Genomic DNA, 17,879 nt, shown 5'->3' with positions numbered 1-17,879 from the left:
TTCTCTCGTGCTCGGCTCAGCGGTCGGCGCGGTGCTTGGCCGCGCGCTCCACCAGGTCGGTGAAGAGCACGGCGTCGGTCGGGTTGGTCGTGTGCAGGTCCTCGGGGTGCCACTGCACTCCGAGGAGCCCGGAGGGGTGCTCGATCGCCTCGATGCAGCCGTCGTCGGCGCGGGCGACGACGGTGAGGCCGACGCCCGTGCGGTCGATCGCCTGGTGGTGGTACGACGACACGGCGATCCGCTCGCGTCGGGTGACGTCGCGCAGGCGGCTGCCAGGGGTGACGGACACCTCGTGCACCGCGCCCCGGTGCTCGACGTCGCCCGCGGCGAGGTGCTGCACGAGCGTGCCGCCGAGGGCGATGTTGACGATCTGCATCCCTCGGCAGATCGCCAGCGTGGGCGTCCCGAGTGCGAGCACGGCGGCGACGACCCCGAGGTCGAGGTCGTCGTCGTGCGACACCGGTGCCTCAGACTCCGCCACCGGGTCCTGCCCGTAGTGAGCGGGGTCCACGTCGCCGCCACCGGGCATGACCACGCCGTCGAACCGCGCGAGGCGGTCCTTGAGCTCGGCGGTCGGGTCGGCGTCGGGGCCGTGCAGCACCAGGGGCTCGCCGCCCGCGGCCCAGACGGCCTCGCACATCGCCTCGGACATGATCGTGCCGGAGAAGCGCAGCACCTGGACGTAGGCGCTGCGCCGTCCGGGGATCGCGATCAGCGGCCGCATCAGAACGGGTACTCCAGCGTCGGCAGCCACGCCTCCCAGACCTTGCGGTGGCGCCCGTCCGAGATCACGTTCGCGAGTGCCGTGTCGAGGGCTGCCCGCAGCTCGGGTCGGTCCTTCGCGACGCCGATGCCCCACGGGTTGAAGGTCTTGACGACGAACCCGAGCTCGAACGTGGGGTCGCTGTCGCCGAGCGGGACGAAGACCACGTCGTCGTCGACCACGCCGAAGACGTCACCGGAGCGCAGCGCGGCCAGCATGTCGCCGTACACGTCGTCGGACTCGCCGGAGAAGGGCACGACGACCGCACCCTCGAACGAGTTCGCGAGCCGCTCGTTGGCCGACCCCGCGATGGCGGCGATCCGCCGGCCGACGAGCCCCGAGGGGTCGTGGACCGCCTCACCACGCCGGCACAGGACGCCTTCGTGGAAGATCCCGTACGGCGCGGTGAAGTCGACCTGCTCGAGCCGCGAGGGGATGATCCCCTGGCCGCAGAGGACCGCGTCGACGTCGTGGCGGCGTACGGCGGGCAGCATCTCGCCCCACGACATGACCGCCCACTCGACCCGCGCCCCGAGCTCGTCGGCGACCAGCTCGGCCACGGCCGGCTCGAACCCATGCCGTGTGCCGGACGCGTCCGCGAGGCCGAACAGCGGCGGCGCGTCGGCGTCGATGCAGGCGAGTCGGAGCACCCCGGTCACGGGAGGTCCGCCCAGTAGATGTCGCGCTCCCAGGACGTGACGGCGCTGTTGAACCGGGCCCACTCGTCCGACTTGTACTCGACGAGCAGGTCGGCGAGCTCTGCCCCGAGGGAGTCGCGCAGGAAGCCGTCGGCCTGGAACGCCTCGATGGCCTCGCCCAGGCTGAGCGGCAGCTTGCCGAACAGCTCCGGCGCGGTCGACAGGTAGCTCGACCCGACCGTCGGGGCGCCCGGCGTGGTCTCGTTCTTCAGGCCGTCGTCGATGGCGGCGATCATGACCGCGTGCGACAGGTACGGGTTGACCGAGGCGTCGGGCAGCTTGTACTCCAGCCGGCCGTTGGCTGAGAGCCGCACCGTGCAGGTCTTGTTGTCCAGGCCCCAGTCGATGCGCGAGGGCGCGAACTGCCCGGCGTCCCAGTAGCGCTTGTAGGAGTTGACCGTCGGGCCCATGACCAGCATCGCGCCCGGCGTGTGGGTGAGCAGGCCGCCCAGGGCGTGCTGCCCCTCGTCGGTCAGGTGCAGGTCGGCGCGGCCCGGCTCCTCGAGCACGTTCACGCCGTCGCGCCACAGGCTGAAGTTGTGGTGGCACCCGTTGCCCATGTAGCCCGTGCCCGGCTTCGGCATGAAGCTGCACTCGATGTCGAGCTCGCGCGCGACCTGCTTGCAGATCTGGCGGTAGGTGACGAGCCGGTCGGCGGTCAGGTCGGCGTGGTCGTACATCCAGTTCAGCTCGAGCTGGCCGCCGTCCTCGTAGTCACCCTCGATCATGTCGAGGCCGAGTGCGCCCGCGTAGCCGATCACCTTCTGGTAGATCGCGCGGTAACGCTCGAGGTGCTCGATGTGGTACGCCGGGCTCGAGCCCGGGCGGAACTGCGCCTCGAGACCCGGGCCCTCCCAGGTCATCTCCGGCTCGGTGCCGGTGCGCAGCTCGAGCCCGGTGCGGGCGGTGAACTCCTCGTGGATCCGGTGCAGGAGGCCCCGGGCGTCCGTGGCGAGGGCCGCGCCGGCGTCCTGCGGTCGGTGGTCGGGCTCGTAGAGCCGGCAGAAGAACCGGGCGACCTTGGTGTCCCACGGGAGCACGGCGAAGGTGTCCAGGTCGGGGATCGCCGTGTACTCGGCCGCCTCGGTGCCACCGCCGAGAAGCCGCCCCGCGCGGTCGCTCTGCAGGTTGGCGATCGCCGTACGGTGCTGGTTGACGCCGCGGACGGCGATCCGGTCGACGTGCTGGGCCGGGACGACCTTGCCGACGACGCGGCCGGTGATGGTCACCGCCTGGTAGTAGATGTACTCCACGCCGTTGTCGGCGATCGCCTGCTTGACGTGGTCGAGCGCGCCGGGTCGGGAGTTGAGCTCGCGGTGCTGGTCGAGAGCGGTGGGCATGAGGGTTCCTCTCGGAGTGGTCAGTGGGTCAGCGCAGGTGCGGCGAACCGGTCACGCAAGGGCCGAAGGCGGGCGGGTGCGAGGTTGACGGCGACGGTGCCGACGAGTCGCCCGTCGCGCAGGTGGCTGAGGACGACGCCGTCGGCCAGACGGCCGAGGTCGCCCTCCTCGAGCTCGACCTCGTCGCCCAGGCTCGGTGAGCCGTACGCCTGCAGGCGCAGGTCGAGCAGGTCGCTCCAGAACGACGGGGTCGGCGCGAACGGCTCGAGGGGCCCGGCCGCCACGCCACCGAGGTCGGCGACCAGGGAGGCGGCCGCGCGCTTGGCGGTGTCGGTCGGCATCGACCAGTGCTCCACCCGACGCGGGGTCGCGTCGACGAGCGGGTTGGGGAACCTGGCGACGTCCCCGACCGCCACGGTCCACTCCGCGCCGACGACCCGCAGGTCGTTGTCGCAGAGCACTCCGTCACTCAGGTCGAGACCGTTGCCGGCGAGCCACTCGGTGTTGCACTGGGACCCGACGGCCTCGACGACCAGGCCCGCGACGAGCGATGTGCCGTCCCCGAGCGTGACGCCGTCGACCTCGTCGTCGCCGGTGTACGCCGCGATGCTCGCGCCCGTCACGAAGCGGATGCCGGCTGCTTCGAGGTGGCGCTGGACGGCACCCCCGAGCTCGGCGCCGAGAGCTCGCTCGAACGCGACCCGCTCGGGGAGGACGACCGTGACGTCCAGGCCCAGCTTGTGCAGGGAGGCGGCCGTCTCGCAGCCGACGAAGCCACCGCCGATGACGACGGCGGCGCCGTGCCGGCGTACCGCACCACGCAGCCCGCACGCGTCGGCGAGGGTCCGCACCACGTGGCGGCCGGCCTGCGGCCCCGGCACGGGCAGACGTCGGGCCCGGAGGCCGGTGGCGACCACCAGGCCGTCCCACGGCACGACCGTGCCGTCGTCGAGGGTGACGGTGCGAGCGCCGAGATCGCTGGCGACCGCGCGGCGGCCGAGCACGAACTCGACGTCGCCGACCGAGGCGCGGCGGCGGAACGCCAGGCGTGCATGCAGCCGCTCCGCGTCGTCGTCGCCCTCGTCGGCGAGGATCTCCTTCGACAGGGGCGGACGGTTGTACGGCGCCCACGGCTCCTCTCCGACGACGGTGACGGGGCCGACGTGGCCCGCGGCCCGCAGCTGCTCCGCCGCTCGCAGGCCACCGAGCGAGGCGCCCACGACGACGACGTGGCCGTCGCCCGCAGCGACATCGCCCATGTCAGTCACCGATCAGGATGGCCTGGACGGGGCACACGTCGGCCGCCTCCTCGATCTCGGCGGCGTAGGCGTCGCTCACCTCGCCGTCGTGCTCGAGGCGACCGTCGTCGTTCATCCGGAAGGCGACCGGGGCGGCGATGGCGCACTGGCCGTGGTCCTCGCAGCGGGCCATGTCGACGGTGATCTTCACGGGATCTCTCCTTCGCGTGTCAGGGGGATGTCAGGTGGTCAGGGGGCCGGGGTGAAGCTGATCGGCAGCGTGATCGGGCCGGTGTTGCCCGAGTCGGGGAGCCAGCGGTCGCCGGGCAGCGGCCGGGGGTCGCGCAGCCGCCGAGCGAGCAGCGGCAGCGCCTCGCTCATGTCGCTTCGGGCCACGAAGTGGCCGAGGCAGTGGTGCGCGCCGCCGCCGAAGCCGTAGTGCGGCCGGCGCTCGGCGGTGATGTCGAACGACGGCTCGCCGAAGACGCGCGGGTCGGTGCCGGCGGACTCGCTGTAGAGGTGGATGGTGGTCCCCGCCTCGATGGTCAGGCCCTGGAACTCGAAGGTCTCCTTCGCCTCACGGGTCACCCAGCGCACGGTCGGGTTGACTCGCATGACCTCCTCGACCGCCTTGCCGCCGAGCGACGGGTCCGACGCCAGCAGGTCCCACTGGTCCGGGTGCTGCATGAAGGTCTGCATCGCCAGACCGAGCTGGTTGCGGGTCGTGTCGTAGCCGCCGAAGATCAGCAGGACCACCGCGTCGCGCAGCTCCTGCTCGCTCAGGCTGTCGTCGTCACGCTGAGCCCGGACGAGGACCGACATGAAGTCGTCGCCGGGGTTCTGCAGGCGGTCGGCGATGAGGGCGTCGGCGTACTCGTAGAGCCGCTCGAGCGCCTTCTCGATCTCCGGCAGGTCCTGCTTGAGCGTGACGCCCATGGCCAGGCCGAGGGTGGCCGACTCGCGGGCGATGATCTCCCACTCCTCCTCGGGCAGGCCGAGCATGATCGCGATGACGCGGGCCGCGTACGGCTCGGCGAACTCAGCCGTGAAGTCGCACTCCCCCTTGGCGGCGAAGGCGTCGATGAGCTCGGCCGCCAGCGCCTGGAAGCGCGGCACCAGTCCGCCGATGAGCTTGTGCGAGAAGGCCGGGTTCATCAGCCGGCGCAGCCGGTGGTGCTCCTCGCCCTCCTTGTTGAGGACCCAGGAGTCGAACCAGGCGGCGAACGGACCCTCGACGACGCCGTTGTGGGCCGGCCAGGCGGCGCTGCCCTGCTTGAGCTTCGGGTGCTTGAGGAGGCGACTGACCTCCTCGTAGCGCAGCACGGCGATGCCGTACTCGGTCGTGGCGTACCAGCTCTGCTCGCGCAGCTGCTTGACCTCGTCCGAGGTGATCGAGAACGCCGGGTCCGTGACCGACAGGCGCGGTCCGAGCTCCGAAATGGTCGTGGTCATCAGGCCTCCTTCGTGGCTGGCCTGAATCCTCTAACTTTAGACTTTTAGTGTCAAGGGTCACTCGGAACGAATCTCGACGGACCCCTGGTCCGCGCTACGCCGGGGCCGCCAGCGCCAGCGACCAGCCCGACCAGGGAGCGAGCGCGGCCTGTGCCAGCCAGCCGTCGGGCTCGCTCGAGGGGTGCGCCGCAAGCCGCTCCCCCGGCATCCACCGTGCCGAGCCGGACGCGACGACGGACCGGTCCTCGGTGACGATGACGGCGTCACCCGGGAGGTTCCGCAGCCGCATCACGAGCGCGCTCTCGACGGCGTCCGGGTCGAGGTCGGCACCGGCGACACCGACGAAGCGCTCGCCGACCATCACCGGGACGGCGATGGTGAGCACCAGGAAGTCGGCGCCGGCATAGTCGACGTACGGGCCGTAGAGCACCGGCCCGACCCGCCGCCGCGCACCCGCGAACCAGTCGGTGTCGAGGTAGTCGTAGAGGTCGGGGTCGGTCGCGGAGAGGTTGAGCTTGAGCCGGCGGATCCCGTTCGTCCGTCGCTGGAACCACAACAGGTAGTGCTCGAGGCCGCTCATCACGTCGGGCGCGGCGACGAAGCCGTGGCCGATGACGTCCGGCGAGGCCTCGAGCTGCCGGATCATCCCCTCCGCCAGGCCGGCGAGGTCCTCGTCCCGGAGCGAGCCGACCGATGCCGGCTCGATCGCAGCGGACACCTCGTCGGCCAGGAGGCCCAAGGGCTCGAGCCAGTGGTTCAGGTAGGCGTTGACCGCGTCGAGGGCCCGGCCGAAAGCCTCGTTCACCGCGGTCATTCCGACGTCCGTCATCGCGCCTCCTCCAGCGTGTCGTCCTCGATCAGGCGCAGGTGTGCGGTGGTCAGCCGGCGCAGGTTCGCCCGGACGTGCCGCTCGGCGGCGTGCTGGGCCGCCTCGGCCTCCTCCGCGGCGATGGCCTCCGCGATCTCGTGGTGCTCGGTCACGATCTCCGAGGCTTCGGCCCCTTCCAGGTGCGGGAGCCAGAGCATGCCGACCGTCTCGGCCTGCAGGGCGACCTCGCGGCGCACGAGGCGCTCGGAGCGGGTCGCGATGGCGACCTCGATGTGGAAGCGCGAGTCGGCCTTGATGCGGGCGCCACGGCTGGCCGCCGTCGAGATCTGGTCGACCATCCCCAGGATGCGGCGCACGCTCTGGGGCGCCGCCCGCTGGGCGGCGAGCCGAGCCGAGAGCCCGGTGATCGCGAGCTGCTCGTCCGCCAGGTCGCGCAGGGCCGCCACACTGATCCTCGCGAGCCGCTCGAGGTCGGGCTCGGGCGCCGGCTCGAGCGAGCGCTTGATGAAGGTGCCGCCGTTGCGTCCGCGCCGGGTCTCCACCAGCCCCCGGTCGCGGAGCGTCGAGATGGAGTCGCGCAGCGTCATCGTCGCGACGCCCAGCTGATGGGCGAACTCGGTCTCAGGAGGAAGCTGCTCGCCGTCGGCGAGCAGGCCGAGGTGGATCGCCTCGGTCAACCGGGCCGCGAGCTCGTCGGCACGGTTGGCCGAGGCCAGCGGCGCGATCAGCGCAAGGTTGTCGATGACGTCTCCTCGAAAAGTCGCGGGCGCACCAAGGGTAGGGCCGTGGGCAGTGCCGGGCGATCAGGCAGTCCGGCAAAAGATGTCGGGTCAAGTCTTGTCATAAAAACATCTAGGTGTGTAGGTTTCCCGTCATTCGTTTGACCTACGTCACATCCGGAGGCACCACATGCATCACTCCGAGCACGACGACGCACACCTCGCGTCGCTGGGCTACACGTCGGAGTTCCGCCGCGACATGAGCCCTTGGGCCAACTTCTCGCTGGGCTTCACCTACCTGTCTCCGGTCGTCGGCATCTACACCGTCTTCGCGGTCTCGCTGGCTCTCGCCGGTCCGCCGATGATCTGGAGCCTGCTCATCGTGGGCGTCGGACAGCTTCTCGTCGCCCTCGTGTTCAGCGAGATCGTGGCGCAGTTCCCGGTCGCCGGCGGCGTCTACCCGTGGGCGCGGCGCCTGTGGGGCAAGAAGTGGGCCTGGATGACCGGCTGGGTCTACCTGCTGGCGCTGCTCACGACGATCGCCTCGGTCACCTACACCGCCGGCTTCTACGTCGCACCCGTGCTCGGCATCGAGGCGAGCACCGACACCGTCATCATCTGCGGTCTCGCCACGATCCTGCTGGCCACCCTGATCAACTTCCTCGGCACCCGCGTGCTCGCGATGGCTGCGGTGATCGGCTTCACCGCCGAGATCGTCGGCGCCCTCGCGGTCGGAGGCTGGCTGCTCATCGCCCACCGCCACCACGGCGTCGGGGTCATCTTCGACAGCTTCGGTGCCGCGCCCCACGGCAGCTACGTCTCGGCGTTCCTGGCAGCGAGCCTCATCGGCATCTACCAGTACTACGGGTTCGAGGCCTGCGGCGACGTGGCCGAGGAGGTCCCGAACCCGGGCAGGCTGATCCCCAAGGCGATGCGTCGCACGATCTACATCGGCGGTGCCGCGGCGACGTTCGTCTGCCTGGCCTTCACGATGTCGGTCGCCAACATCGGCGCGGTCCTGGACGGCAGCGACCCCGACCCGATCAACACCGTGCTCGTCGAGGCGTTCGGGTCGGTCGGATCACGCCTCGTGCTCTGCGTCGTCCTCATCTCGTTCCTGTCGTGCGCGATGTCGCTGCAGGCCGCGGCCAGCCGGCTGGCGTACTCCTACGGGCGCGACGACATGATCCTCGGCTCCTCGCTGTTCAAGCGGTTCTCGGCCAAGCGGGCCGTTCCGCCCTACGCGCTGATCCTCGCCGGCGTGGTCCCGGCCCTGATCGTCCTGCTCTCCCGCGTCAGCACCGACGCCGTGACCAAGATCGTCAGCTTCGCCGCCTTCGGGATCTACCTGGGCTTCCAGATGGTCGTGTTCGCGGCCCTGCGGGCCCGTCTGAAGGGCTGGGAGCCGTCGGGGGCCTACCGCCTCGGCAAGTGGGGCCTGCCCGTCAACATCGCGGCGCTCGTGTACGGCGTCGGCGCCATGGTGAACATGGCGTGGCCGCGCACTCCTGACGCCGCCTGGTACGACAACTACCTCGTGCTGCTCTCCGCAGCGGTCGTCGTCGTCATCGGTGTCGTCTACATGGCCCTCCACCGCAGCTACGGCCGGAGCAATGCGCCGTTCAACGACGCCATCCCGGACTCGGAGCCGCTGATCGCGCCGCACCTGCTCGAGCCCGAGGTCGTGCAGTAGCAACCCTCGACGCACCGGCCCGGTCTGCCCCCCGCAGGCCGGGCCGGTGCGTCGTCGCCCGATGCCCGGGTCGTCGCCGGCGAGTTGTGCGAACCGGGCACACGGCTTCGGTCACCGGGTTACCGTTGCGGCGGACCACGGGACCCGAGTGCCCTGCCCGACTCGAAGGAACGACCTGATGCCGGACATCGACTGTGCGCCCTGCCTCGCCCGCTGAGCCGACCCTCGTCCACCTCGGTCGGCTGCCGGCCACGGTGGCCCGAGGCCTCCTGCTGCTGGGCGAGGTCGTCCTCGTGCCCGGCCTGCTGCTCTACGTGCTGGTCTCCGCCGGCCACCCGATGATGGGCCTCCTGGCGGTCTTCGGATGGCGGACCGCCTGCATCGGCGGTCGCCTCGCACTGGGGGTCCGCGTCCCCGCGACCTGCTGGCTCGCGTTCGGGCTCTTCCTGGCGCGCACCGGCGCGGGGCTCGCCGTCTCCTCGGTGAGCCTCTACCTCCTCGTCCCGGCGGTCCTCTGCGCCGCCCAGGGCCTCGTCTTCCTCGGCTCCGCCTTCGCGCGTCGGCCGCTGATGATGCGACTCGCGGCCGACTACTTCGCCGGGGTGCCCGATGCGCCAACGCTGCGCGGGCTCTTCGCGCAGCTGAGCGCGATCTGGGGCATCGTCCACGTGATGTCCGCGGCGCTCGGCGCCTGGGCTGCCCTGACGCTCCCGGACGCCCAGGCGGTCGCCGCCACCAGCGGACTGGGACTCGCCTGCACGGTCCTGTCCGTCGGCGGCTGCATCGCGCGCGGTGCTTTCCGGGCAGCCCGCATGCCCGACCTGCGGATCGTCTGCGCGGACAGGCCTGTCCACACGGCGGTCCCGGTCGGTGCGCCGGCGGTGGCAGCCGCCTGACCTGCGGCTACGTGGCCGGCGGCGACGGGGTCGTCCGGCAGGGTCCTGGGTCAGGCTCGTCGATCACGGACGAGACCGGGCCCCGCCAGACGCGCTGAGGTAGGTCCGTCGCGGCCTCCCCGAGACGCCGTACCGGAGACGGTGGAGCACTCGGCCGACCCGTTCGTCCGGCAGGTATCGCCCGGCAGGTAGCGCCCGGCGCTGTCCCGATCGCTCCCCGAGGCGCGTTCCCGTCCTTCGCGCGAGGTCAGATGTTGGACTGCACCCCGGCGAGGAGCTGGCGTGCCATCACGATCCGCTGGACCTGGTTGGTGCCCTCGTAGATCTGGGTGATCTTGGCGTCGCGCATCATCCGCTCGACCGGGTAGTCGCGGGTGTAGCCGTAGCCACCCAGCAGCTGCACGGCGTTGGTGGTGACCTCCATGGCCACGTCGGAGGCGAACGCCTTCGCGGCCGCACCGAAGAACGTCAGGTCGGCGTCGCCGCGCTCGGAGCGGCCGGCGGCGGCGTACGTCATCTGACGGGCCGCCTCGATCTTCATGCCCATGTCCGCGATCATGAACTGCAGGCCCTGGAACTCGGCGATCGGCGTGCCGAACTGCTTGCGCTCCTTGACGTAGCCCAGCGCGTAGTCGAGCGCGCCCTGGGCGACCCCGACCGCCTGGGCGGCGATGGTGATGCGGGTGTGGTCGAGGGTGTTCATCGCGTACTCGAAGCCACGGCCCTCCTCGCCGATGATCCGGTCGGCCGGGATCCGCACGTTGTCGAGGTAGACCTCACGGGTCGGTGATCCCTTGATGCCCAGCTTCTTCTCCGGGGCGCCGAACGACACCCCGGGATCGGACTTCTCCACCACGAACGCGCTGATCCCCTTCGAGCGCTTCTCAGGGTCGGTCACCGCGAGCACGGTGTAGAACTCCGAGACGCCCGCGTTCGAGATCCACCGCTTGACCCCGTTGAGGACCCACTCGTCGCCGTCGCGGACCGCCCGGGTCTTCTGGGCGGCGGCATCGGAGCCCGCATCGGGCTCGGACAGGCAGTAGGAGAAGCCGCCCTCGCCGGCCGCCAGCTTGCCGAGGTACTTCTTCTTGAGCTCCTCCGAGCCGCCGAGCTGCACCGGCAGCGAGCCGAGCTTGTTGACCGCGGGGATGAGCGAGGCCGACACGTCGGCGCGCGCGATCTCCTCGATGACCAGCACCGTGGCGAGCGCGTCGGCGCCGACGCCGCCGTACTCCTCCGGCACGTGCGGGGCGAAGAAGTCGCCAGCCACCAGCGCGTCGTGCGCCTCCTGCGGGTAGCGCGCCTCCTCGTCGACGGCCGCCGCGAACGGCGCGATCTTGGCATCGCAGAGCTCGCGGATCGCCTTGCGGATCTCCTGGTGCTCCTCGGAGAGGGCGAACAGCGGGTAGTCAACGCTCATGGCGTCAAATTCTACTTGCGAGTAGCCGGCCCTCACCGACCGCCTCCCGGCAGGAGCCTCGGGCCCTCGGCCGAGGAGCCCCTGGGGGGCGGTCGACCCCTTCTGGACGCCGCTACCGTTGACGGCATGACGCCGTGGCTCGACCCCGAGGCAATCGACTTCATGCTCGACGAGTGCGAGACGTGGGCGGTCGTCGGCCTGTCCGGGGACCCGCGCCGGACGGCGTACTCGATCGCCGCCCTGCTCCAGCAGCGCGGCAAGCGGATCGTGCCGATCCACCCCGACGCCGCCTCGGGCACGCTCGAGGTGCTCGGCGAGCGGGCCTACCCGACACTCGCGGACGTGCCGTTCGCCGTCGACGTGGTCGACGTCTTCCGACGCTCGGAGGCCGCGGGCCAGTTCGCCGACGAGGCCGTGAAGATCGGCGCCAAGGCCGTGTGGTTCCAGCTCGGCGTGGTCGACGAGGACGCCTTCGCGCGTACGTCGGCCGCCGGGGTGCGGATGGTGATGGACACCTGCCCCGCCATCGAGTGGGCGAAGCGACCCTGACGAGAGTCCCGCCAGGTCAGTCCGGCGGCTCGGCGGGCGGCATGTCCGGCTGCGGCTCAGGCGTCGGCGTGCTCCCCGGGAACGGGTCGGGGATGTCCGGCCCCGGCTCGGGGATGCCACCCGGGTAGGGCTCCGTGCCCGGCTCGGTCGGGGGTGCTGGGGTGGTCGTCATGCACCTCCGGTAACCCGGCCCCGGCCAGTCATGTGGGCCGCCGTCAGGAGGGGGTCGCTGCGCGGCGTACGACCTCACCCTTGGCGTGCGCCGCGGCCTTGAGCGAGGCCTGGAACTCGACGACCTTCGCCTGCAGCGCCGGGTCCGTGGCACCGAGGATCCGTACGGCGAGCAGGCCCGCGTTGCGGGCGTTGCCGATCGAGACGGTCGCGACCGGGACGCCGGCCGGCATCTGCACGATCGAGAGCAGCGAGTCCATGCCGTCGAGGTACTTCAGCGGCACCGGGACGCCGATCACCGGCAGCGGCGTGACCGAGGCGAGCATGCCCGGCAGGTGTGCGGCACCCCCGGCGCCGGCGATGAGGACCGACAGACCGCGCTCGTGCGCCTGCTTGCCGTAGTCGATCATCTCCTCGGGCATCCGGTGCGCCGACACGACGTCGGCCTCGTAGCCGACGCCGAACTCCTCGAGTGCCTCCGCGGCGGCCTTCATCACCGGCCAGTCCGAGTCGGATCCCATGACGATCCCGACCTGTGCGCTCATGTCACTCGCTTTCGTTGCCGAGGTCGCCGGCGAACCACGCGGCGGCGTGCCGCGCGCGCTCGAGGCAGTCCTCGAGGTCGTCGCCGTAGGTGTTGACGTGACCGACCTTCCGGCCGGGTCGCAGGTCCTTGCCGTAGAGGTGGACCCGCAGGTGCGGGTCGCGGGCGAGGGCGTGCGGGAAGCCGTCGTAGAGCCGGCCGGCGTCCGGGTCGGACCCACCAAGGATGTTGACCATCACCGTCCAGCGCTGGCGCGGAGCGGGCGACCCGAGAGGCAGGTCCATCACGGCTCGCAGGTGGTTCTCGAACTGCGACGTCTCGGCGCCGTCCTGCGTCCAGTGGCCGGTGTTGTGCGGGCGCATCGCGAGCTCGTTGACCAGGATCCGCCCGTCGACGGTCTCGAAGAGCTCGACCGCCAGGATGCCCGTGACGCCCAGCTCGCCGGCGACCTTCAGCGCGATCGACTGGGCCTGCCCCGCGAGCTCGTCGGAGAGGTCGGGCGCCGGCGCGACCACCTCGTGGCAGATGCCGCCGCGCTGGGTGGTCTGCACGACCGGATATGCCGCCGCCTGTCCGCTCGGCGAGCGGGCGACGATCGCCGAGAGCTCGCGTCGGAAGTCGACGAGCTCCTCGGCGAGGATCCGCGTACCGTTCTGGGGGGCGGCCTTCGAGGCGACCTCGAACGGCTCGACGGCATCCGCGGCCGACCGGACGACCCAGACGCCCTTGCCGTCGTACCCACCCCGGGTGGTCTTGAGGACGCACGGGAACCCGAAGGCCTCGACCTCCTCGACCGAGGTGACGACCGCGTTGCGGGGACAGGGCACGCCGAGCCCGCCGAGCCGCTCCCGCATCAGCGCCTTGTCCTGGGCGAAGACGAGGGCCTGCGGGCCAGGACGCACCGCGACCCCGGCCCGCTCGAGCGCGTGCAGGTGCTCGGTCGGCACGTGCTCGTGGTCGAACGTGACCGCGGCGCACCCGTCGGTCACCTTGAGCAGGGTGTCGAGGTCGCGGTAGTCGCCGACGGTGTGGTCGGCGATGACCTGCGCTGCGGAGACACCCTCGGCCTCGGCGAGCAGTCGCAACGGCAGACCGAGCGCGATCGCCGGCTGCGCCATCATCCGAGCGAGCTGGCCACCGCCGATGACGGCGAGCGTGGGGGCTGACACCCGCACAGGGTATCGGCGCGGCCGTCAGCGTCGTCCAGCGCGGTGTGCCGGGCGGCGCTCAGAGGACCGCGACGGAGCCGAGCTCGAAACGGAGGCCCTTCCCGCGCACGGTGGTGATCAGGTGCGGGTGGCGGCTGTCGTCGCCGATCTTGCGGCGGACCCAGCCCAGGTGGACGTCGATGGTCTTGGAGGAGGTCCAGAACCGCGTCGCCCACACGTCCTGCATGAGCTCGTCGCGGCTGACGATCGTGCCTGCGTTGCAGATGAGCTTGTACAGGAGGTCGTACTCCTTGCGCGACATCCTGACCTCCTCCTCGCCACGCCACACTCGGCGGGTCTCGGGGTCGACTCGGATGTCCTGAACCTGGATCACAAGCAAAATGTAGGCAGGCCACGGAGCCGCGGAGCGCCGTTTGCCCCTTCCTGCCACTGGCAACTTCATGCCAACGCAAAGCGAGGGCAGGAATCGGTCAGTTCCGCCGCACGGCGACCGGCTCCACGATCCCGAAGCCCCGGACCGGACGCGCGGGCAGCCTGCGCGTCTCGAACTGGTCGACCGGGAGCAGGCCTGCCATCGTCTCGTCGATGATGATCCGGTTGCGTCGCGCGACGGCCGTGAGGCGGGCCGCCATGTTGACCGGCGGTCCGAACACGTCGCCCAGCCGGGTCACCACCGAGCCGGTCGCGAGGCCCAGGCGGACGTCCGGCATCCGCGGGTCGCGACCGATGACGTTGATGATCCCCTCGGCGGTGTCGTAGGCCCGGATCGGGTCGTCGTTCACGAAGAGGACCGAGTCGCCGAGGCTCTTGATCACCCGCCCCTGCTGCACTGCGATCACGTCGGCGCAGCGGGACTCGAAGAGCTCCACGAGGTCGCCGATCTTCTCCTGCGTGAGCGTGTTCGAGAGCGCCGTGAACGACACGATGTCGGCGAAGCCGACCGTCACCTGCGTGGTGCCGACGTCGTCGGCGTCCGACGCCTCGAGCCTGGCCAGCGCCGCACTCATGTGGCGCCGCCACGCGTAGGTGAGCAGACCCTCGAAGCGCTGGTTGAACTCGTCGGTGACCGCTGCCGCGACCCCGGGCAGATCCGGCCGGTCGGCGGCGCGGCCGAGCAGCTCGAGATGGTGCACCATGGCGGAGACCTCCCAGTCGGAGAGCCGGGCCATGGTCAGGCCGACGCCGCGAGTGAGGTTCACGGCGAGGTCGAAGTCGATGATCCCGGTCGCCAGGATGTCGGTGAGCGTGGTGAGCGCGGCCAGGTCGCTGTCGGTGAAGAACGCCTCGTCCCCGGCCTCGGGGAAGCCGAGCGCGCGCCACAGCTTCTTGGCCTGCTCGAGGGTGACGCCGGTGCGCTCGGCGACCTCGGACGCGGTGTAGCGCACGCCGTCGGCGGACTCGGGCACCGGCTCAGACGCCTTCGTCGCGCGCTGCGCGGTCCTCGGTGGAGTCGAGGAGCTCGTGGATGGTCCGCTGCGCCTCCTCGACCTGCGGGATGTCGTGGAGGACGACCTGCCCGTGGGTGCTCGCGTCGCTGACGATCAGGGTGCCGCACCCGAGCATCCGGTCGAGCAGATCGCGCTCGGAGGCGACGTCGCTGATCCGGCTCAACGGGATGTCGTGACCGCGGCGGGTGAGCACGCCGCGACGCGTGATGAGGCGACGGGTGGTCACGGTGTAGGTGGCGGTCGCCCAGACGAGCACCGGCCGGAGGACGAACCAGACGACGCCGATGGCGACCAGCACCCACGCCGCCAGTGCGACACCCCCGGGAAGCTCGACCTGAGCGACGGCCCCGACGGCCAGCACGACGAGCAGTGCCAGCAGCGGGAGCACCAGCGCCTTCGCGTGCGTGCGGGTGTGGAGGACGACCGTCTCGCCCTCGTTCAGGAGCTTGCTCGAGATCCCCACGGCCGCATCATGTCACTACTGCACCGGGCGAAGGTGAACCACGTCACCCGCCCCGACGGCCTGCTCGCCCTGCTCGGTCGCGATGACCAGACGCCCGGTCTCGTCGATCGCCGTCGCAGTGCCGACCAGGGTCTGCCCGTCGGGAAGCTCGGCACGCACCTGCCGGCCGAGGGTCACGCTCGCGGCGGCGTACGCCGGGCGGAGCCCGTCGGGATCGGCGACCCAGTCCACGTAGTGGCCGAACAGGCCGCGCAGCAGGTGCAGCAGCAGCGTGGTGCGGTCGACCGGGCCGCCCGACTCGATCTCCAGCGAGGTGGCGGCCGGCACGGGCAGCTCCTCCGGAGTGAGCGAGGTGTTGAGCCCGATCCCCACCACAGCCGCAGGACCGTCCGGGGTCTCGATCCGCTCGACGAGGATCCCGCAGACCTTCCGCTCCTCGCCCGAGCTCGTGCGCAGCAGCACGTCGTTCGGCCACTTCAGGCCGACGGCGTACCCCTCCTCGCGCAGGACGGAGGTCACCGCCAGCCCGGCGACCAGCGGCAGCCACGGCCAGCGGTGGGGCGGCACCTGCTCGACCGGCGGCCGCAGCAGGGCCGAGAACGTGAGCGCGGAGTGCAGCGGCGTCTCCCAGGTCCGGTCGAGACGACCCCGCCCGGACGTCTGGTGCTCGGTCACGATCACCAGCCGCTCCGGCGCTCCGTCGCGCGCGCGGTCGGCGAGCACCGCGTTGGTGGAGGGGGCCTCCGGCAGGATCTCGACGACGAAGTCGCCGTCCTGCACATCGGACGCCGTGGCGATCCTCACAGAATCCAGGGGTGCTCGGCCATTCGTGTCCTCGGTCACGGGGACTAGTGTGCCCGTTTGTGACTGCCCCTTCCTCAGCACAGCCCGACGGGACCACGCCCGACCTCCACACGACGGCCGGCAAGCTGGCCGACCTGGACCTGCGCATCGACGAGGCGGTCCACGCCGGCTCGGCGAAGGCGGTGGAAAAGCAGCACGCCAAGGGCCGCAAGACCGCGCGTGAGCGGATCGAGATGCTCTTCGACGAGGGCTCCTTCCAGGAGCTCGACGAGCTCGCCCGGCACCGGTCCACGGCGTTCGGGCTGGAGAAGACCCGCCCCTACGGCGACGGCGTGGTGACCGGCTACGGCACCATCGACGGCCGCCAGGTGTGCGTGTTCTCCCAGGACTTCACGGTCTTCGGCGGCTCGCTGGGCGAGGTCTACGGCGAGAAGATCACCAAGGTGATGGACCTGGCCATCAAGACCGGCTCCCCGATCATCGGCATCAACGAGGGCGCGGGCGCTCGCATCCAGGAGGGCGTGGTCTCGCTCGGCCTTTACGGCGAGATCTTCCGCCGCAACGTGCACGCCTCCGGCGTCATCCCGCAGATCAGCATGATCATGGGCAACTGCGCCGGCGGGCACGTCTACTCCCCCGCGGTCACCGACTTCACGATCATGGTCGACCAGACCTCGGCGATGTTCATCACCGGCCCCGACGTCATCAAGACCGTCACCGGCGAGGACGTCTCGATGGAGGACCTCGGCGGCGCGCGGACGCACAACACCAAGTCGGGCAACGCCCACTACATGGGCTCCGACGAGGAGGACGCGATCGAGTACGTCAAGGCGCTGCTCTCGTTCCTGCCCCAGAACAACCTCGACGAGGCGCCGTCCTTCGACGCCCCCACCGGGCTGGAGTTCACCGACCTCGACCGGACCCTGGACACGATCATCCCGGACAGCCCGAACCAGCCCTACGACATGCACGACGTCATCGCCGCCGTGGTCGACGACGGGGACTTCCTCGAGGTCCAGGCGCTGTTCGCGCCCAACATCATCGTCGGCTTCGGCCGGGTCGAGGGCCGCTCGGTCGGCGTGGTCGCCAACCAGCCCATGCAGTTCGCCGGCACGCTCGACATCGACGCGAGCGAGAAGGCGGCCCGGTTCGTCCGATTCTGCGACGCCTTCAACATCCCGGTGCTGACCTTCGTCGACGTGCCCGGCTTCCTGCCCGGCACCGACCAGGAGTGGAACGGCATCATCCGCCGGGGCGCCAAGCTGATCTACGCCTACGCCGAGGCCACCGTCCCGCTGGTCACCGTCATCACCCGCAAGGCCTACGGCGGCGCCTACGACGTGATGGGCTCCAAGCACCTCGGCGCCGACATCAACCTGGCCTGGCCCACTGCGCAGATCGCGGTCATGGGCGCCCAGGGCGCCGCGAACATCGTCCACCGCCGCACCCTCAAGAAGGTGGCCGACGAGGGCGGCGACGTCGAGGCCAAGCGCGCGGAGCTGATCGACGACTACGAGACCACCCTCGCCAACCCCTACATCGCCGCCGAGCGCGGGTACGTCGACGCGGTCATCCCGCCGCACGAGACGCGCGCCGAGGTCACCCGCGCCCTGCGCCTGCTGCGCACCAAGCGCGAGACCCTGCCGCCGAAGAAGCATGGCAACATCCCGCTGTAGCGAGCGC

At 71.0% G+C, this 17,879-nt stretch carries 20 protein-coding genes; 4 read left to right on the top strand and 16 right to left on the bottom strand.

Translation table 11 applies throughout. The annotated features are described in order from the left end of the window. Positions 1-16: 16 nt before the first annotated feature. The 8 genes from ABD205_RS18365 to ABD205_RS18330 form a co-directional block, all read right to left on the bottom strand. Entirely contained in the window at positions 17-754 is a 738-nt protein-coding gene (locus tag ABD205_RS18365) for a gamma-glutamyl-gamma-aminobutyrate hydrolase family protein (protein ID WP_344047332.1), read from the bottom strand. Beyond that, positions 724-1,422 carry a substrate-binding periplasmic protein gene (locus ABD205_RS18360; RefSeq protein ID WP_344047330.1) on the bottom strand — a complete coding sequence of 233 codons (699 nt, stop codon included), beginning with the start codon at positions 1,420-1,422 and terminating at the stop codon, positions 724-726. Before ABD205_RS18360 ends, ABD205_RS18365 begins: the two co-directional genes overlap by 31 nt. After that, positions 1,419-2,801 carry a glutamine synthetase family protein gene (locus tag ABD205_RS18355; protein ID WP_344047328.1) on the bottom strand — a complete coding sequence of 461 codons (1,383 nt, stop codon included), beginning with the start codon at positions 2,799-2,801 and terminating at the stop codon, positions 1,419-1,421. Before ABD205_RS18355 ends, ABD205_RS18360 begins: the two co-directional genes overlap by 4 nt. Before the next feature lie 20 nt (positions 2,802-2,821). Next, a complete protein-coding gene (locus ABD205_RS18350) occupies positions 2,822-4,060 on the bottom strand; it encodes an NAD(P)/FAD-dependent oxidoreductase (protein ID WP_344047326.1) in 1,239 nt (412 codons plus the stop codon). A 1-nt stretch (position 4,061) separates the two neighbouring features. After that, positions 4,062-4,250 (bottom strand): ferredoxin, encoded by a 189-nt coding sequence (locus tag ABD205_RS18345; RefSeq protein WP_344047325.1) that lies wholly within the window; start codon positions 4,248-4,250, stop codon positions 4,062-4,064. A gap of 38 nt (positions 4,251-4,288) precedes the next feature. Then, complete coding sequence (locus tag ABD205_RS18340) at positions 4,289-5,491, bottom strand: cytochrome P450 (protein WP_344047323.1); 1,203 nt, start codon at positions 5,489-5,491, stop codon at positions 4,289-4,291. Positions 5,492-5,585: 94 nt separating this feature from the next. Beyond that, complete coding sequence (locus tag ABD205_RS18335; RefSeq protein ID WP_344047321.1) at positions 5,586-6,320, bottom strand: cache domain-containing protein; 735 nt, start codon at positions 6,318-6,320, stop codon at positions 5,586-5,588. Further along, on the bottom strand, positions 6,317-7,036 hold the full coding sequence (locus tag ABD205_RS18330; RefSeq protein WP_344047547.1) for a FadR/GntR family transcriptional regulator: 720 nt from the start codon (positions 7,034-7,036) through the stop codon (positions 6,317-6,319). Before ABD205_RS18330 ends, ABD205_RS18335 begins: the two co-directional genes overlap by 4 nt. A gap of 193 nt (positions 7,037-7,229) precedes the next feature. Between ABD205_RS18330 and ABD205_RS18325 the strand changes: the two genes are divergently transcribed. Next, complete coding sequence (locus tag ABD205_RS18325) at positions 7,230-8,732, top strand: APC family permease (RefSeq protein ID WP_344047319.1); 1,503 nt, start codon at positions 7,230-7,232, stop codon at positions 8,730-8,732. Between the two features lie 194 nt (positions 8,733-8,926). Then, positions 8,927-9,628: a DUF3159 domain-containing protein gene (locus ABD205_RS18320; RefSeq protein ID WP_344047317.1), complete on the top strand. Its 702-nt coding sequence runs from the start codon at positions 8,927-8,929 to the stop codon at positions 9,626-9,628. A gap of 247 nt (positions 9,629-9,875) precedes the next feature. Here the strand turns inward: ABD205_RS18320 and ABD205_RS18315 are convergent, their stop codons facing one another. After that, positions 9,876-11,048: an acyl-CoA dehydrogenase family protein gene (locus tag ABD205_RS18315; RefSeq protein ID WP_344047315.1), complete on the bottom strand. Its 1,173-nt coding sequence runs from the start codon at positions 11,046-11,048 to the stop codon at positions 9,876-9,878. Positions 11,049-11,174: 126 nt separating this feature from the next. Here ABD205_RS18315 and ABD205_RS18310 point away from each other — a divergent pair, with 126 nt between their 5' ends. Further along, positions 11,175-11,597, top strand: a complete 423-nt coding sequence (locus ABD205_RS18310; protein ID WP_344047313.1) for a CoA-binding protein — start codon at positions 11,175-11,177, stop codon at positions 11,595-11,597. 16 nt (positions 11,598-11,613) lie between these two features. On the opposite strand, the gene ABD205_RS18305 is transcribed toward ABD205_RS18310, so the two are convergent. The 7 genes from ABD205_RS18305 to ABD205_RS18275 all read right to left on the bottom strand — a co-directional run bounded on the left by ABD205_RS18305 (position 11,614) and on the right by ABD205_RS18275 (position 16,196). Next, positions 11,614-11,769: a hypothetical protein gene (locus ABD205_RS18305; protein WP_344047311.1), complete on the bottom strand. Its 156-nt coding sequence runs from the start codon at positions 11,767-11,769 to the stop codon at positions 11,614-11,616. A 43-nt stretch (positions 11,770-11,812) separates the two neighbouring features. Then, complete coding sequence (purE, locus tag ABD205_RS18300) at positions 11,813-12,313, bottom strand: 5-(carboxyamino)imidazole ribonucleotide mutase (RefSeq protein WP_344047310.1); 501 nt, start codon at positions 12,311-12,313, stop codon at positions 11,813-11,815. A gap of 1 nt (position 12,314) precedes the next feature. Continuing rightward, a complete protein-coding gene (locus ABD205_RS18295) occupies positions 12,315-13,481 on the bottom strand; it encodes a 5-(carboxyamino)imidazole ribonucleotide synthase (RefSeq protein ID WP_425573073.1) in 1,167 nt (388 codons plus the stop codon). Between the two features lie 58 nt (positions 13,482-13,539). Continuing rightward, a complete protein-coding gene (locus tag ABD205_RS18290; protein WP_344047306.1) occupies positions 13,540-13,782 on the bottom strand; it encodes a winged helix-turn-helix domain-containing protein in 243 nt (80 codons plus the stop codon). Positions 13,783-13,951: 169 nt separating this feature from the next. After that, complete coding sequence (locus tag ABD205_RS18285; protein ID WP_344047304.1) at positions 13,952-14,887, bottom strand: adenylate/guanylate cyclase domain-containing protein; 936 nt, start codon at positions 14,885-14,887, stop codon at positions 13,952-13,954. Positions 14,888-14,891: 4 nt separating this feature from the next. Next, entirely contained in the window at positions 14,892-15,392 is a 501-nt protein-coding gene (locus ABD205_RS18280) for a PH domain-containing protein (RefSeq protein WP_344047302.1), read from the bottom strand. 15 nt (positions 15,393-15,407) lie between these two features. Further along, positions 15,408-16,196 (bottom strand): biotin--[acetyl-CoA-carboxylase] ligase, encoded by a 789-nt coding sequence (locus ABD205_RS18275; RefSeq protein ID WP_344047300.1) that lies wholly within the window; start codon positions 16,194-16,196, stop codon positions 15,408-15,410. A gap of 59 nt (positions 16,197-16,255) precedes the next feature. On the opposite strand from ABD205_RS18275, the gene ABD205_RS18270 reads away from it, so the two are divergent. Continuing rightward, positions 16,256-17,872, top strand: coding sequence for an acyl-CoA carboxylase subunit beta (locus tag ABD205_RS18270; protein WP_344047299.1), 1,617 nt, complete (start codon positions 16,256-16,258; stop codon positions 17,870-17,872). Positions 17,873-17,879: the final 7 nt, after the last annotated feature.

Origin of the sequence: Nocardioides panacihumi, assembly GCF_039530925.1 — a bacterium.
Taxonomy (GTDB): Bacteria; Actinomycetota; Actinomycetes; order Propionibacteriales; family Nocardioidaceae; genus Nocardioides; species Nocardioides panacihumi.
The sequence above is the reverse complement of the archived record's forward strand: the minus strand, read 5'-3'. Positions and strand labels throughout refer to the sequence as shown.

Coding starts and splice junctions, on each gene's coding strand:
- ABD205_RS18290 (WP_344047306.1), bottom strand. CDS start 13,782: ATGTCGCGCAAGGAGTACGACCTCCTGTACAAGCTCATCTGCAACGCA.
- ABD205_RS18315 (WP_344047315.1), bottom strand. CDS start 11,048: ATGAGCGTTGACTACCCGCTGTTCGCCCTCTCCGAGGAGCACCAGGAG.
- ABD205_RS18305 (WP_344047311.1), bottom strand. CDS start 11,769: ATGACGACCACCCCAGCACCCCCGACCGAGCCGGGCACGGAGCCCTAC.
- purE (WP_344047310.1), bottom strand. CDS start 12,313: ATGAGCGCACAGGTCGGGATCGTCATGGGATCCGACTCGGACTGGCCG.
- ABD205_RS18325 (WP_344047319.1), top strand. CDS start 7,230: ATGCATCACTCCGAGCACGACGACGCACACCTCGCGTCGCTGGGCTAC.
- ABD205_RS18340 (WP_344047323.1), bottom strand. CDS start 5,491: ATGACCACGACCATTTCGGAGCTCGGACCGCGCCTGTCGGTCACGGAC.
- ABD205_RS18355 (WP_344047328.1), bottom strand. CDS start 2,801: ATGCCCACCGCTCTCGACCAGCACCGCGAGCTCAACTCCCGACCCGGC.
- ABD205_RS18310 (WP_344047313.1), top strand. CDS start 11,175: ATGACGCCGTGGCTCGACCCCGAGGCAATCGACTTCATGCTCGACGAG.
- ABD205_RS18350 (WP_344047326.1), bottom strand. CDS start 4,060: ATGGGCGATGTCGCTGCGGGCGACGGCCACGTCGTCGTCGTGGGCGCC.
- ABD205_RS18335 (WP_344047321.1), bottom strand. CDS start 6,320: ATGACGGACGTCGGAATGACCGCGGTGAACGAGGCTTTCGGCCGGGCC.